9 protein-coding genes are annotated in these 15,758 nt (G+C 74.6%); 8 read left to right on the top strand and 1 reads right to left on the bottom strand.

The window, feature by feature from the left end:
* Positions 1-61: 61 nt before the first annotated feature.
* Positions 62-979: a ketopantoate reductase family protein gene (locus BXA05_RS03560; protein ID WP_211435813.1), complete on the top strand. Its 918-nt coding sequence runs from the start codon at positions 62-64 to the stop codon at positions 977-979.
* A 34-nt stretch (positions 980-1,013) separates the two neighbouring features.
* On the opposite strand, the gene BXA05_RS03555 is transcribed toward BXA05_RS03560, so the two are convergent.
* A complete protein-coding gene (locus tag BXA05_RS03555) occupies positions 1,014-1,874 on the bottom strand; it encodes an SDR family NAD(P)-dependent oxidoreductase (protein ID WP_076404106.1) in 861 nt (286 codons plus the stop codon).
* A 114-nt stretch (positions 1,875-1,988) separates the two neighbouring features.
* Here BXA05_RS03555 and BXA05_RS03550 point away from each other — a divergent pair, with 114 nt between their 5' ends.
* The 7 genes from BXA05_RS03550 (at position 1,989) to BXA05_RS03520 (ending at position 15,663) form a co-directional block, all read left to right on the top strand.
* Positions 1,989-2,582, top strand: a complete 594-nt coding sequence (locus BXA05_RS03550) for a TetR/AcrR family transcriptional regulator (protein WP_061267078.1) — start codon at positions 1,989-1,991, stop codon at positions 2,580-2,582.
* A gap of 634 nt (positions 2,583-3,216) precedes the next feature.
* On the top strand, positions 3,217-6,915 hold the full coding sequence (locus BXA05_RS03545; protein WP_143311021.1) for an SCO7613 C-terminal domain-containing membrane protein: 3,699 nt from the start codon (positions 3,217-3,219) through the stop codon (positions 6,913-6,915).
* Between the two features lie 174 nt (positions 6,916-7,089).
* Complete coding sequence (locus tag BXA05_RS03540) at positions 7,090-7,803, top strand: LytR/AlgR family response regulator transcription factor (protein WP_031317155.1); 714 nt, start codon at positions 7,090-7,092, stop codon at positions 7,801-7,803.
* Complete coding sequence (locus BXA05_RS03535; RefSeq protein ID WP_043658016.1) at positions 7,800-9,182, top strand: ATP-binding protein; 1,383 nt, start codon at positions 7,800-7,802, stop codon at positions 9,180-9,182. Before BXA05_RS03540 ends, BXA05_RS03535 begins: the two co-directional genes overlap by 4 nt.
* A gap of 344 nt (positions 9,183-9,526) precedes the next feature.
* Complete coding sequence (locus BXA05_RS03530) at positions 9,527-11,926, top strand: glycoside hydrolase family 3 N-terminal domain-containing protein (protein ID WP_076403925.1); 2,400 nt, start codon at positions 9,527-9,529, stop codon at positions 11,924-11,926.
* 128 nt (positions 11,927-12,054) lie between these two features.
* A complete protein-coding gene (locus tag BXA05_RS03525) occupies positions 12,055-12,471 on the top strand; it encodes a hypothetical protein (RefSeq protein ID WP_021482261.1) in 417 nt (138 codons plus the stop codon).
* A 198-nt stretch (positions 12,472-12,669) separates the two neighbouring features.
* Positions 12,670-15,663 (top strand): glycoside hydrolase family 3 C-terminal domain-containing protein, encoded by a 2,994-nt coding sequence (locus BXA05_RS03520; protein ID WP_076403924.1) that lies wholly within the window; start codon positions 12,670-12,672, stop codon positions 15,661-15,663.
* The last annotated feature ends 95 nt before the right edge of the window (positions 15,664-15,758 follow it).

The raw sequence follows: 15,758 nt of genomic DNA, 5'->3' as shown, positions 1-15,758 counted from the left end.
GGCGCCCGCCCGCGCGGGCACGACGACCGGGGCGACCCGGCGGCACGACGAGAGGACGACGGTGACGGAGACGACGGACGGCCTGAGCGGCCGGGACGGCCGGGACGTGGCGGTGCTCGGGCCGGGCGGGGTCGGCGGGCTGGTCGGCGCGCTGCTCGTCCGGTCGGGCGCCCGGGTGACGTTCCTCGCGGGCGAGGCCACGGCGGCCACCCTCACGGAGCGCGGCCTGCACGTGCGCAGCCGCCAGGTGGGCGACCTCCACGTCCCGGCGCACGCGGCCACGCGCCTCGACGCACCGGTCGACGTCGTCGTGGTGGCGGTCAAGCAGACCGCGCTCGACGACGCGCTCGACCGCGTGCCGCCGGAGGTGCTCGGCGACGGGGTGGTCGTCCCGATGCTCAACGGCCTCGACCACCTCGACGCGCTGCGCGCGCGGTACGGCACCGCGCGCGTGCTCCCCGCGACGGTCCGCGTCGAGTCCACGCGCGTCGCGCCGGGCGAGATCGAGCACACGAGCGCGTTCGTCGAGGTCGACGTCGCGCCGGGTGGGGTGGACCCGGAGCGGGTCGAGGCGGTGCGCGCGCTCCTGGAGGGTGCGGGCATCCCCACCACCGTGCACGACGACGAGACGGCGCTGATGTGGGCGAAGCTCGGCTTCCTCGCGCCGTTCGCGCTGCTCACGACGGCGCACCGCGCCCCGATCGGCGAGGTGCGGACCACGCACCGGGCCGAGCTCGAGGCGCTCGTCCGCGAGGTCGCCGCCGTCGCGGCGGCGAGCGGCGCGCCGTCGGACCCGGACCGCACCCTGACGTTCTACGACCGCTTCGGGGCCGACGCGAAGTCCTCGATGCTGCGCGACGCCGAGGCGGGCCGCCCGCTCGAGACCGACGCGATCGGCGGCGCGATCGTGCGCGCCGCCGACCGCGCGGGGGTCGACGCGCCTCTGACGCGCGCGCTCGTCGAGCGACTCCGGGGCTGAGCGCGGCCGTCGTGAGGTCTCCCGGCGCGCGGGCTCATTCCGCGGCCGGGCCGGGCGCAGCGACGGCGTGCTCGGCGGCGCGGCTCACGTCCTCCCAGGCCGCCCACGTGTCCTGACGCTGCCGCGAGATCCCCTGGGCGAGGTCGTAGACCATGCTGCCGAGCAGGAGGCGCAGCGGCGGGTCCTCGCTGTCGACGAGCGTGAGCACCGCGTCGGCGGCGAGCCGCGGGTCGCTGTCGACCGAGCCGTCCGCCCACTGCTTCTCGAGCTCCGCGCGCAGGGGCGCGTAGGCGTCGAGCGCGGTCGTCGTCGTCATGCTCGTGTACAGGTCCGTCCAGTACCCGCCCGGCTGCACGACGGTGACCGAGACCCCGAAGGGCGCCGCCTCCAGCGCGAGCGCCTCGCTCATCCCCTCGAGCGCGAACTTGCTCGCGCTGTACAGGCCCGTGCTCGGGAAGCCGGCGACCGCGGCGACGCTCGACATCTGGAGCACGTGGCCCGAGCCCTGGCGCCGCAGGTGCGGCAGCGCCGCCTGGCTGACCCAGAGCGCCCCGAAGAAGTTCACCTCGAGCTGCGCGCGCGCCTGCGCCTCGGTGAACTCCTCGACCATGCCCATCGACATCGTCCCGGCGTTGTTCACGACGACGTCGAGCCGGCCGAGGTGCTCGACGGCGGTGTCGACCGCGGCCACCACCGCGTCGCGGTCGGTGACGTCGAGGGGGAGCGCGAGCACGCGGTCGTGGTGCTCCGGGGCGAAGGCGTCCCGGGACGCGGTGCGTGCGGCGGCCACGACGCGGTCGCCGCGCTCCAGCGCCGCGACGGCGATCGCGTGCCCGATGCCGCGGCTCGCGCCGGTGACGAACCAGGTCCGGGCTGGCGGGGAGGTGTGTCGCATGACGGTTCCCTTCGAGAATGAGACGAGACGGTCCGTCTCGTTCACCCGACCGTAGAGTGCTGCACGACTGCCGTCAAGACGAAACGGTCCGTCTCGCCGGGGTAGGCTGCCGCCATGGCCGCACCCGATCCCTCGCGCCGCAGCGAGTCCTCCCGCCGCGCCGTCCTCGCCGCCGCGCTCGACCTCCTCCAGGAGATCCCGTACCCGCAGCTGAGCATCGAGGGCATCGCGGCCCGCGCCCGCGTGGGGAAGCAGACGATCTACCGGTGGTGGCCCTCGAAGGCTGCGATCGTCCTCGACGCGTTCCTCACGCTCAGCGAGGGCGAGGACGGGGGAGCGCCGGTCCTGCCCGACACCGGAGACCTCGTCGCCGACCTGCGGCACGTGCTGCACGCGACCGTCGCCGAGCTGGAGGACCCGCGTCTCGCCGCGCCCATGCGCGCGCTCGCCACGGAGGCGGCGCACGACCCGGCGCTCGCGGACCTCTACCGCGAGCGCCTCGACGAGCCGCTCCGCGAGGCCAAGCGGCAGCGGCTCCGCAGCGCGCAGGAGTCCGGGGAGCTGGCCCCCGACGTCGACCTCGACGTCGCCGTCGACCTCGTCTGGGGCCCGGTGCTCAACCGCTGGCTCCAGCGGACGGGCCCGCTCACCGTCGAGTACGTCGACCGCGTCCTCGACACGGCGCTGGGCGGGCTGCGCCCGCGCTGACCCGCGGTTCCTCACGACGGCGGCCGAGCTCTTCACCGGACCGCCACGCGACCCCCTGTGGACGCGTCCACAGGCGCCTCGCAGGTTCGCCAGGATGTCCGTCATGAGAGAGCCGTGGGTCGACGTCGCGCTGGCGCGGCTCCCCGAGACGCGTTCCTGCCCCGCGTGCGCCGCGCCGTTGCGGTCGTCGCGGTGCGACCGGTGCCTGCTCGACCTCGTCGGGCCGCTCGCGTTCGAGGTGGCGGCGGCGTCGACCGACGCGGCCGACGCGCTCCGGCGGCGCCAGACCGCCCTCGACACGCTCCGCGCCGCTCAGCCCGAGGCGGCCGCGTGGGCCGCGCGTGCCGCCGTCGCGGCCCCGCCCGGCACGTTCCCTGGCACCCTGCGCGGTGGCCGGCCCGGCGCAGCAGCGGGCGGTGGCTGGGGGACCCCGGCGGGCCCCCCGCCGATGCGCCCGCTCGACACGGCCGGGCGCGGGGCGGCGGGGCCTCGCTCGTCGACCCTGTCGCCCGTGGCCGGACCGGATGGGCCGACGCGTCCCGGAACGGCCGGCCCGGTCGTGCCGGTGCCGGTGCCGGTGCCTGTGCCTGTGCCGGGGCCCGCGGGCCCGCGCGCCGGTGGCGTCGGTCCGGATATGGCCCCCGCGCGGTCCGTCGGCCTCCAGCCCGTGCTCGCCGGGGCGGGCGCCGGGCTGCTCGCCGTGGCCGCCGTCGTCTTCGTGTTCTTCACGTTCGCCGACGACCTCGCCCTGCGCGCCCTCGTCACCGGGGTCGTCACCGCGCTCACCGTCGGGGCCGCGGTGCTCCTGCGGTCGCGCGGCCTGCGGTCGTCCGCGGAGGCCGTCGCGGCGCTGGCCGTCGTGCTCGCCCTGGTCGACGTCGAGCTCGCGCTCAGCGCGTGGGCGCTCGACCCGGTGGGTGCCGCCGCGGCGCGCGCGACGCTGCTCGCCGTCGTGCTCGTCGGCCTCGGCGTCGTGGGCGAGCGGGCGCGCGTCCGGGCCTGGGTGACGGGCGCCGTCGTGCTCGGTCCTCTCGTGCCGCTGGTCGCGGCGCCCGCGGCGCAGGCGTCGTGGGGCTGGGCCGTCGCGCTCCTCGTGACGGCGTGCCTGACGGCGGTCGCCGGCCCCGTCGCCGCGGCGGCGGGCGCGCGCGTGGGCGGCACCCTCGGCGCGGAGCGCGGGTTCCTGGGCGTCGTGCGCACGGTCGCCGTGCTCCTCGCGGTCCTCGTCGGCCTCACCGTCCCCGCGCCGCCGGGGCTGCCCGGGGGCGCAGGTGCGGCGCTCGTCGCGCTCGGTGCGGCGCTCGTCGCGACGCTGCTCCGGGTCACGACGGGCGAGCGGCGCTGGTACGCGGTCGGCGGCGCCGCGGCGGTGCTCGCCGGCGCGCTGCTCGGCACGGGCGACGGCGTCGGCTTCGTGGGTCTCGCGCCCGCGCTCGGCGCGCTCGCGTGGGTCGTCGTGCTGGTGCTCACCGGCCGCCGCGTGTCGGCGGGGGTGCTCCGGGTGCCGGTCCCGCCGATCGGGCGCTCCGACGCGCTGCTCGGGGGCGCCGTCGTCGTGCTCGTCATGGCGGGCCCCGCCCTCGCGCTCGCGGGCCTGCGGGCCGCCGAGGTGCTCGTGACCCCGACCGCGGGGACGAGCGCCGTGCGCGACGCCGCGCCGCTCGGCGTGGGCGTCCTGTCCGCCGGGCTGGCGGGCGAGGGCACGGCGCCCGGGACCGTCGGCGCGACGCTGCTCGACGGCACGCTCGTCGGCCTCCTCTCCGTGCTCGTCGTCCTGCTCGTCGCGGCCCGGCTCCCGCTGCGCACGTCGCGGACCGCGCCGCCCCTCCTCGGTGGGACGCCCCGGCTCGGGACGGCGCCGCTCGTCGTGACGGGGCGCGCGCTCGCGCCCTGGGCGGCGCTCGCGCTCGTCCTCACCCTCGTGCTCGACCCGCGGCTCGCGGGCGTCACGTCACTCGTCCTGCTCGGGCTGCTCGCCGCGGCGCTGCTCCTCGTGACGGCGCGGCCGGCCCCGGCCGCCGCGCCCGCCGGCACCGATCCCTCCGCGGGCGCCCCGTCGCCCGGCGCCGTCGTGCGTGCCGTCCGACGCGGGCTCGGACGCGCCCTGCGCCCCGTCGCGCGTCTCGTGCCCGGCGCGCGCACCGCCGTCCGCCACGGTCTGCTGCCCGTCGGCCGGTCCGAGCGGCGGTCCGCGCACGCCGCCGCCGTCGCGGGCACCGTCCTCGTGCTCGTCCTCCTCGTCGCCGGGTCGTGGGTCGCGCGCCCGACGGCGACCGCCGGGGCCGTCGTCGTCGGCCTGCTCCTGCTCGCGGCGCGCGCCGCCGCGCCGCGGTCCCTGCACGCGCCCCTCGTCGGGGTCGCCTACGGGTACGCCCTGCTCGTGCTCGGGGTCACGCTCGCATGGAGCGGCGCCGGGACGGTCGTCGTGCTGTGCGGGGTGTCCGGCGTCGCCTCGCTCGCGGCGCTCGCGGTGACGCTCGCCCCGCGCGTCGACCGGGACTCGTGGTGGGCGGTCCTCGGCGTGACGGCCGTGCCGTTCGGGCTCGGCGTGCTCACCGTCGTCGACGAGCGCAGCACCTGGTCCGTCGCGGCGTGCCTCGCGATGCTCGCGCTCGAGGTCGTCCTGGTCGGCTCCCGGCGCCCCGGCTCGGTGACGGCGCTGCGCGTCCTCGCCGCGGCCCTCGTGCTCCCGACGGCGGCCGTCGCCGTGGTGAGCGCGGGCGCGCTCGTGCTCCCGGGCAGCGGCTCGCCCGTCGTCCTGCCCGTCGTCGCCGTCCTCGTCGCGGCGGCGCTCGCGGGAGCCCGGCCGCTCGCGGCACGGCTCGACCTCGGCGCCGGCCGCGTCGCCGTCGAGGCGAGCGCGGCCGTGACGGGGGCCATCGCGGTCGGGCTCGCGTACGGGCGCCCCGCCGCGGGGCCGACGATCGCCGTCGCCGTGCTGCTCCTGCTCGCCGTCGGCGCAGGGCTCGCCGCGCGCGACCGCGACCGGCGGGGGGAGTGGTGGCTCGCCGCCGTCCTGGGCACCGCGGCGCTGTGGACGGCCCTCGCGGCCGCCGAGGTCGGGCTCGTCGAGGCGTACACCGCGCCCCCCGCCCTCGCCGCCGTCGTCGTCGGCGCGCTCCTCGCCCGCCGTGCGCGGCGCTGGTGGGAGCTCGCGGGCGCGGGTCTCGTGCTGCTCGTCGTGCCGTCGGTGCTCGTCCTGGGCGCGGCCCCGGGCGCGGGTGACGTCCGCGCGTCGCTGCTCGTCGTCGCCGGTGCGGTGGCGGTGGCCGGTGCGGTGCTGCTCCGGCAGGGCACGACGGCGGGCGGCGTCGCCTCGGCCGAGACGACCCGCAGCGCGTGGCGGCGTGCCGGTGCGCTCCGGCTCGCCGGAGCCGCGGTGCTCGCCGCGGTCGCCGGGACGGTGGAGTCGCTGCACGTCGCGCACGTGCCCGGCGGTGGTGCGCTGTCCGTCCTCGGGTTCGCGTGGGCGGTCGCGGCGGGCGGCGTGGCGCTCGGCGCGGGGCTCGTCGGGGCGCGCGCGGCCTCGGGGCGGGGTGCCGCGGCGGCGCGCCGCTGGGCCATCGCGCCCGCCCTGGCGCTCGTGGTGGTCGGCGCCGTCGCGAACGTGCGGCCCGTGTGGGGCGTCATCGCGACGGTCTGGCTCGTCGAGGTCGCGCTGCTCGCGGTGCTCGTGGTGGGAGTGCGTCGCGCCGTGCGCGGGCGGCTCGACCTCCCGCCCGCGTGGTTCCTGTGGCTGCTCGCCCTCGTCGCCGCGATCGGTGCGTGGTCGCCGCGCGAGCTGCGCGTCGAGGTCTTCTCCCTGCCCCTCGGCGCCGGGCTCCTCGTCGCGGGCTACCTCGCGCTCGCGGCGGGAACCGCGGGAACCGCGGGCACGGCGGGAACCGCGGGCACGGCGAGCGCGGCCGCGGGCGGACCGAGCGGTCTCCCGGCGGCGCGCGCGGCCCGGCCCCTTGGCGGCTGGCCCGTCGGCGTCGTCGGGTCGTGGCGCACCCTCGCGCCCGGGCTCCTCGCGCTCGTCGGGCCGTCGGTGCTCGCGACGTACACCGACGCGCGCACGTGGCGCGCGATGCTCGTCGTCGTGCTCGCGCTCGCGGCGGTCCTCGTCGGGACGCGCAAGCACCTCGCGGCCCCGTTCCTGCTGGGCGTCGCCGTGCTGCCGGTCGAGATCCTCGTCGTGTTCGTCTCGCAGCTGGGCACGCGCATCTCCGCCGGGCCGTGGATGCTCACGCTCGCCGCGGCGGGCGGCCTGCTGCTCATCATCGCGACGTACTACGAGCGGCGGATCGCCGCGTACGACGGCGCCGCCGCGTACGTCCGGGACCTGCGCTGACCGAAATCCCTACCGGGTGGCCCGTTTCTCCGCCGGGTGGCCCATAATGTTCGGGATCCGCCGCACGACGGCGGGCTCATCGGCAACGTAGGCGGGGGCGAGGCCGCGACGGCACACGGAGGTGTCCGGTCGTCGGGCCACGCCCCGGGGGCGCAGTCCCTGGAGAACGGCATCGTGATCAGGATCGGCATCGTGGAGGACGACCCCGCGAGCAGCGCGCTGCTCGTGGAGTACCTGCGACGCTACGAGCAGGAGCACGGCGAGCAGTTCGCCGTCGCGCTCTTCGCCGACGGCGAGCAGGTGGTCACCGGGTACCGGCCGGACTTCGACATCCTGCTGCTCGACGTCGAGATGCCGAACCTCGACGGCTTCAGCGCCGCCCGCCGCATCCGCCAGGTCGACGCGGACGTCGTCCTGATCTTCATCACCAACATGACCCAGCACGCGATCAAGGGGTACGAGGTCGACGCGCTGAGCTACATGCTCAAGCCGCTGCGGTACTTCGCGTTCTCCCAGGAGCTCAAGCGGTCCGTGGCCCGGCTCCGACGGCGGTCGGCCGACTACCTGCTGCTCGCGGTCGACGGCGGCCTGGCCCGCGTCGCGACGGACGACATCGTCTTCCTCGAGAGCGCGAAGCACCGCACCACCGTGCACACGGTGGACGGGAGGCACTCCGTCGTCGGGCCGCTCAAGGCGCTCGAGGCCCAGCTGGAGGGCCGGGACTTCTTCCGGAGCAACAGCGGCTACCTCGTGAACCTGCGGCACGTGCTCGCGGTCCAGGGCAGCAGCGTGCTCCTGGTCGGCGGGCACGACCTGCTCATCAGCCGGGCGCGGAAGAAGGCGTTCCTCGCGGCCCTCACCGACTACCTCGGGGCGCGACGGGCATGAGCGCCGCGACCGACCTCATGGCGACCCTGCCCGACATCCCGCGCGCGCTGACCGGCCTCGCGGAGTGGCTCGCGTGCCTGGTCTACGTTCTCCTGCGCCGACCCCGCCTGCCGCGGGCCCGGCTCGTGGCGCTCGCCGTCGCCGCCCTCGCCGCGCAGGTCGGGGTGCAGGCGCTCGCCGACCTGCTCCCGCGTCAGCTGTGGACCGTCGGGATGGCCGCCGCGGTCGCGTGCATGTACGGGTTCATCGTCGCGGCGGCGCGCGTCTCGGCGCGCGACGCGGGGTACTTCGCGGCGCGCGCGCTCGTGCTCGCCGAGCTCGTGGCGGCGCTGCACTGGCAGGTCCACTGCTTCTTCTTCCTGCCCGACGGCCGACCCGGCACGGCCTGGCAGGTCGCGTTCTTCGTCCTCGTGTACGCGGTGGGGTACGGGGTCGCGTACGTCGTCGAGTCCCGCCACTTCCGCCCCGACCAGGAGCTCGACGTCACGGTCGGCGAGCTCGCGTCGGCGGTCGCGATCGCGCTCGTCACGTTCTTCATGAGCAACATCAGCTTCCTCAACGCGAACACGCCGTTCAGCGGACGTCTCGGGCTCGAGATCTTCTACATCCGCACGCTCGTCGACCTGTGCGGGTTCGTCGCCCTCTACGCCCAGCAGGGCCAACGGCTCCAGCACCAGGCGCGGTCCGAGGTGCGCGCCATCGACGAGATGCTGCGGCGGCAGCACGAGCAGTACCTGCAGTCGAAGCGGAACATGCAGATCGTCCACCGCAAGTACCACGACCTCAAGCACCAGATCGGGGTGATCCGCGCCGAGGCGGACCCGGGCCGGCGCGCGTCCTACCTCGACCACCTGGAGGCCAGCATCTCCGGCCACGCCCGGCAGGCCGACACCGGCAACGGCGTGCTCGACGTGATCCTCACGACCAAGAGCCAGGAGTGCGCGGAGCGGGACATCGACCTCACGTGCGTGGTCGACGGCGCCCTGCTCGACTTCATGTCCGCGATGGACGTCGCCGCGGTGTTCGGCAACGCCCTGGACAACGCGATCGACGGCGTCATGGCCGTCCCCGACCCGGAGCGGCGGATCATCAAGGTCGCGGTCTACGCGCGCGACCGCTTCGTGCTGCTCACGGTCGAGAACTACTTCTCCGGCGAGCTCCGCACCGAGGGCGGGGACATCGTCACCCGGCGCGCCGACCGCACCCGGCACGGGTACGGGCTCAAGTCCATCCGGTACACCGCGGAGAAGTACGGCGGGTCGATGACGGTGAACACCGAGGACCGCTGGTTCCTCCTGCGCGTCCTGCTGCCCATGCCGGAGGACCGCCCGCCCACGGGCTCGCCGCGGCAGGCGGCGTCGGCCACGCACCCGGCGTAGACCCGCGCCCCGCGGCCACGGACCCCGGCCGGGGTCACGGGCCGTCGCACGGCCACGGCCGCCGCCCCGGAGGCCGCCGGACGGCCCGTCCGGGCGGGACCTGGGACCCGCCCACCGTGACCCCGCCGTGACCTCGACGACCGTTCGTGGACGCAAAGCGACGGTTCGTGCACCCGGCCGCCCCCGCCGTCCGCCGCGTCCATAGCGTGACGGCGCGGCTCAGGGACCACGACGTCCCGGGCCTCGACGGGTTCGCAGAGCTCGCTGCGCCACGCACGCGCCTCCGGGTGGGTCGCCGGGGTGGGTGCGGAGCGGGTGGGCGCGGAGACGACAAGGGAAGGTCGATGAAGACAACGACAACGGCGGGACACCGCGACAACCGGGCGGGCCGCGTCAAGGGAGCGGCGGCGCTCGCGAGCCTCGCGCTCGTGGCCGCGGCGGGATGCACGGCGGGCACCACGGACGACGAGAGCGCGGCCGACGCGTTCACGACCCGGGAGGTCACGGACGGGACCACGTCCTTCGTGGTCGTCGACAACCCGGGCGACGGGCCCACGCTCTCCTACGCCAAGGACAGCGCGGTCGAGCTCCTCACCGAGGAGGTCGACGGCCAGGAGCTCGCGTTCAAGGACATGAACGCGAACGGGACGCTCGACACGTGGGAGGACTGGCGCGAGCCGGCCGAGGAGCGCGCGGCGGCCCTCTCCGAGGAGCTCACGATCGAGCAGATCGCGGGGCTCATGCTCTTCAGCTCGCACGAGCGGTCGCAGGCCGACGGCCTCACGGACGCCCAGAAGGAGTACCTGACGGACTCCCACCTGCGCAACGTCCTGCACGCGGGCCCGAGCGACGTCGAGGCGACCGTCACGTGGGCCAACGAGATGCAGGCGTACGCCGAGTCGCTCGCGACCGCCGACGAGCCCTACGTCCCGGTGAACTTCGCCTCCGACCCGCGCTCGACCGCGGGCTCCGGCGGCTACAACGCCGAGGGCGCCGACATCTCGCGGTGGCCGTCGAACCTCGGCCTCGCGGCGACGTTCGACGTCGAGCACATGGACAACTTCGCCGAGATGTCCTCCGCGGAGTACCGCGCGCTGGGCATCACGACGGCCCTCAGCCCGCAGATCGACCTCGCGACCGAGCCGCGGTGGCTGCGCGTCGGCGGCACGTTCGGCGAGGACGTCGAGCAGAACACGGAGCTGGCCGCCGCCTACGTGGACGGTTACCAGAGCACGAGCGGCCAGGACGGCTGGGGCCCCGAGTCCGTCAACGCGATGATCAAGCACTGGGCGGGCGACGGCCCCGGCGAGGGTGGCCGCGAGGCCCACACCGACGCCGGCAAGTACGGCGTCTACCCGGGCGGCAACTTCGACGCGCACACCGAGGCGTTCCTCGGGTCGCTCGACTCCGCGGCCGTCATGTCGGCGTACTCGATCGCGCTCGACGGCGCGGGCGAGCCGCTGTTCGGCGAGCGCGTCGGCACGGCGTACGACGACACGCGCATGAACCTGCTCCGTGAGGAGAACGGCTACCAGGGCGTCGTCGTCACCGACTGGGGCGTCACGACCGGGATGAACGACGAGGGCGCGGTCATCGCGACCGGCTGGGGCGCCGAGGACCTCACCAAGGAGCAGCGCCACTACGAGATCCTCAAGACCGGGCACGACATGTTCGGCGGCAACAACGACGTCGCGCCGGTCCTCGCGGCCCACGAGATGTGGCAGGCCGACTTCGAGGCCGGCACGAACGACGTCGACGCCGACACGCGGTTCCGCGAGTCCGGCGCGCGCATCCTCACGATGTTCTTCAACCCGGGCCTGTACGAGAACGCGTACCTGGACCTCGACGAGTCCACGTCGATCCTGGCGAGCGACGACAAGGTCGACGCGGGCTACGCGGCGCAGCTCGACTCCGTGGTCCTGCTGAAGAACGACGGCGAGACCGTCACCGCCGCGGACGCCGAGGCGTGGAAGGACAAGACCGTCTACATCCCGCGCAGCTACAACACCGGCTTCGCGAGCTCGTTCGGTCCGGGCGAGTACACCGAGGGCGCCGGGATCGACCTCGAGGTGGCCGAGCAGTACTTCGGCACCGTGCTCACCGACGAGGCCGTCACGGACGCCGACGACAAGGTCACGAGCTACACCGCTCCCGACCTGTCGGACGTCGACCTCGTGCTCGTGGGCATGGACAGCCCGGACAACGGCGGTACGTTCTCGAACATCGGGCACGACCTCGAGAACGACACCTGGTACCCGCTGTCGCTGCAGTACCGCCCGTACACCGCGGACGGCCCGAACGTGCGCCAGACCTCGATCTCCGGCGACCTGCTCCCGGACGGCACGCGCCAGAACCGCTCGTACTTCGGGAACACGTCGAAGATCGCGAACGAGTCGGACCTCGACGCGTTCGAGCGCGCCGTGGCGGCCGTCGAGGCGTCCGGCAAGGACATCCCGGTCGTCACCGTCCTCAAGGCGACCAACCCGGTCGTCCCGGCCGAGTTCGAGCCCGCGTCCGACGCGATCGTCGTCGGCTTCGGCACGAGCGACCAGGCGCTCCTCGAGGTCGTGCTCGGCCTCCACGAGCCCCAGGGCCGCCTGCCCGTCCAGCTCCCGAAGGACATGGACACGGTCGAGGCGCAGCAGGAGGACGTCGCGAAGGACATGACGCCCTACACCGACGCCGCGGGCAACGCCTACGACTACGGCTTCGGGCTGAGCTACGGCGGGCCGATCACGGACTGACGGACCGCACGGGCGGGCGGTCGCACGAGCGGCCGCCCGCCCGGGGCGGACGGCGCCCGTCCGGCACCGTCCGACCCCGACCAGGCCGCGGGGTGGGCCCGCGGCACGAACGAACCAAGGAGCAGGAAGTGAAGCGGAACAAGGCGCTGACCACGGGGATCGGGCTGCTCGTCGCCGTCACGGGGGCCTTCGGGCTGACGGCGTGCGGGAGCGGCGACGACTCCGCCGCCGGGCCGTCGTCGTCCGAGAGCCAGGCGACCGACGTCGACGTGGCGACCGACCTGGAGAACGCGCGCACGGCGGTCGCCGACGCGCTCGCGGAGGACGACAGCTGGGCGCAGATCATGCTCGCCAGCGACGTCAAGGAGCCGACGGTCAAGTACGGCCTCCTCGTGGTGCCGTTCGTCCCCTCCGACGCCGCCTCGCGCGTCCAGGGCACGGTCGACATCAAGGACGGGAAGTACACGATCGAGGCCGACTCCGCCGAGACCGGCGAGACGTGGCAGATCGACCAGGACGGCACCATCACCCCGGCCGGGGAGTAGCCGCACCGCTCCCCGCCGTCCGCCTCCCCGCCCGCCTCGCCGGGCGGACGGCGAGGCGGACGGCGGGGGCACCGGACGGCACGGGTCGAGCACGGACGACCGTCCGTGCCGCAGAAACGACCGATCGTGCAGCCGCGGCGGGCGGCGCCGTACCCCGCTCCTAGCCTGAGGAACGGGCCGCACTCGAGGAGGAATGCAGTGAACGCCAGGGCGAAGAACGCCGACGGTGCCAGGACACCGATGTCGAACAAGAAGTTCCTGTGGATCTGGGTCCCCGTGCTCGCGACGGTGACCGTGCTCGTCGTCGTCGCGAACGTCGCGCTCAACGTCGCGGGCGGCTGGGTCGCGTCCCAGCTCGGGTCCGGCACCTACACGTTCACCAACTCCGAGGAGTCCTCGGGCTGGGACACCGCGTACTACACGGCCGAGCACGACAGCCAGGAGTCCGTCGACGAGGCCGCGAAGGCCCTCGTCGAGGAGATCGCGGCCGGCGGCATCGTCCTCGCGAAGAACGAGGCCGGCGCGCTGCCCCTCACGCCCGACGCCCGCGTGACCATGCTGGGCCGCGCGTCCGCGGACCCGGTGTTCGGCGGCTCGGGCTCCGGCTCGGTCGACACGAACTCGGCCGTGACCGTCCGCGGGGGCCTCGAGAACGCGGGCCTCACGGTCAACGACGAGGTCTACGCCACGATCGAGGCGTTCGCGGCGGAGAACCCGCGCGGCCACATCGAGATGGACAACCCCGACGCGTCGAGCTACACCGTCGGCGAGCTGCCCGTCGGCGACTACGAGGCCCGGTCCGGGACGTTCGCCGAGTTCGGCGACGCCGCGATCGTCACGATCGGCCGCCCCGGCGGCGAGGGCGGCGACCTCACGCGCGACATGACCGGCTGGGACGACCACGCCGAGCCCGGTCAGCACCAGCTCGAGCTGAACAAGGACGAGAAGGACCTGATCGCGCTCGCGAAGTCGAGCTTCGAGACGGTCGTCGTGGTCGTCAACGCGTCCACGACCCTGGAGCTCGGCGAGCTGCAGGCCGACCCGGAGGTCGACGCGATCCTCCTCGCGGGCTCGCCCGGCGCCACCGGCTTCAACGCCCTGGGGTCGGTCCTCACCGGCGAGGTCAACCCGTCCGGCCGCACGGTCGACGTGTGGGCCGCGGACTTCACGGCCGACCCGACGTTCGCCAACTTCGGGAGCTTCTTCTACTCGAACGTCGAGGCGTCCTACCCCGTCTCGGCGGTCGAGAAGGCGACGTCCAACGCGACGGTCACGAGCAACGCGCCGTTCGTGAACTACAGCGAGGGCATCTACGTCGGGTACCGCTACTACGAGACCGCGGCGGCCGAGGGCTTCATCGACTACGACGACGCGGTGGTCTACCCGTTCGGCTACGGCCTGAGCTACACCGACTTCGCGTGGGCGGTCACGGGCACCGAGGCGGGCGACGTCGACGGGACCGTCGCGGTCACGGTCGAGGTGACGAACACGGGCACGGTCGCCGGCCGCGACGTCGTCGAGCTCTACTACTCGGCGCCGTACACGCCCGGCGGGATCGAGAAGTCCGAGGTCGTCCTCGGCGACTTCGCCAAGACCGGGACGATCGAGCCGGGCGCGAGCGAGACGGTGACCCTCGAGCTCGCCGTCGAGGACATGGCGTCCTACGACCACCTGGGCGCGAAGGCGTACGTCCTGGAGGCGGGCGACTACACGCTCAGCCTGCGCACGGACTCCCACACCCTCGCGGCGGGCACCGAGCCGATCACCTACCCGGTCGCGTCCGACGTCGTGTACACGGGCGAGGAGCACCGCGCGTCGGACCTCGCCGAGGTGACGAACCGGTTCGACGACGTCTCCGCGCGCTTCAGCGCCGACGGCGCGGACGGCACGGTCGTCCCGATGTCCCGCGCCGACTTCGCGGGCACGTTCCCGCAGGCCCCGACGGCCGAGCAGTCGGTCGCGGACGAGGCCACCCAGGAGGGCTTCGCCGCCTGGGACCACGAGGCCGAGGCCGCCGCGTTCGACGGCGAGATGCCGGCGACCGGCGAGCGCTCCGACCTGACGCTCGTCGACCTGCGCGGCCTGCCGAAGGACGACCCGCGGTGGGAGGAGCTGCTCGACTCCCTGACGGTCGGCGACATGACGGACATGCTCCTCAACGGCGCGTACCAGACGGCCGCGATCGCCTCGATCGCCAAGCCGCAGACGGTCGAGCCGGACGGCCCGGCGGGCTTCTCGTCCTTCATCAACTCGTCGATCAACGGCGTCGCCTACCCGTCCGAGGTGCTCATCGCGCAGACGTGGGACGTCGACCTCGGCACCGCGATGGGCACGATGATCGGCGAGGAGGCCCTGCAGAAGGGGCTCAACGGCTGGTACGCGCCCGCGGTGAACCTGCACCGCTCGCCGTTCGGCGGCCGCAACTTCGAGTACTACTCGGAGGACCCGCTCCTCTCGGGCCGCATGGCCGCCGCCGTGTCGAACGGCGCGGCGAGCAAGGGCGTCTACACGATGCTCAAGCACTTCGCGCTCAACGAGCAGGAGACGAACCGCGTCGACAACGGCCCGGCGACCTGGGCGACCGAGCAGACGATCCGCGAGATCTACCTCAAGCCGTTCGAGCTCGCGATCAAGGACGTCTCCCTGGACGTCCGCTACATCGCGGACGACGAGGGCACGATCGAGGAGACGACGGTCGGGGCGCTCGGCATCATGAGCTCGTTCAACCGCATCGGCGCGACGTGGACGGGCGGCTCGAAGCCGCTCATGACGGACGTGCTGCGCGGGGAGTGGGGCTTCGAGGGCTTCGCGATCACGGACTTCAACCTGTACCCGTACATGAACCCCAACGAGGGTCTCGACGGGGGTACGGACCTGACGCTCACCTTCCAGCCGTCGAAGTCGTTCGGCGACACGACGTCCGCGAAGGCCGTCACGGACATCCGGAACGCGACCCACAACATCCTGTTCACGGTGGCCAACTCGAACGCCATGAACGGGCTCGCCCCCGGCGCGACGGTCACGTACACGCCGCCCAGCTGGGTCTACGTCCAGATCGGCGTGTCGGTCCTGCTCGGGCTGCTCGTCCTGGTCGGCGCCTTCCTCGTGGTCCGGCGCGTCCGCCGGCACCGGTCGGCGGCCGAGGAGGTCGCCGCACCCGCCTCCGAGCCGGCGGTCCCCGCCGCCCGGTAGCCGGTGACCACGGGCCTCCCGGGCGGGCGACCGCCCGGGAGACCCGGCACCCGGCGCCGTCGGGCCGGCGGCGCCCACCACCGCCGGCCCGACGC

The organism is Cellulosimicrobium funkei (assembly GCF_900155925.1).
Taxonomy (GTDB): Bacteria; Actinomycetota; Actinomycetes; order Actinomycetales; family Cellulomonadaceae; genus Cellulosimicrobium; species Cellulosimicrobium funkei.
This window is presented reverse-complemented; position numbering and strand designations above follow the sequence as displayed.

Bases quoted from the DNA above. Each gene is read 5' to 3' on its own strand.
- BXA05_RS03535 (WP_043658016.1), top strand. From the start codon at position 7,800: ATGAGCGCCGCGACCGACCTCATGGCGACCCTGCCCGACATCCCGCGC.
- BXA05_RS03530 (WP_076403925.1), top strand. From the start codon at position 9,527: ATGAAGACAACGACAACGGCGGGACACCGCGACAACCGGGCGGGCCGC.
- BXA05_RS03545 (WP_143311021.1), top strand. From the start codon at position 3,217: ATGGCCCCCGCGCGGTCCGTCGGCCTCCAGCCCGTGCTCGCCGGGGCG.
- BXA05_RS03550 (WP_061267078.1), top strand. From the start codon at position 1,989: ATGGCCGCACCCGATCCCTCGCGCCGCAGCGAGTCCTCCCGCCGCGCC.
- BXA05_RS03555 (WP_076404106.1), bottom strand. From the start codon at position 1,874: ATGCGACACACCTCCCCGCCAGCCCGGACCTGGTTCGTCACCGGCGCG.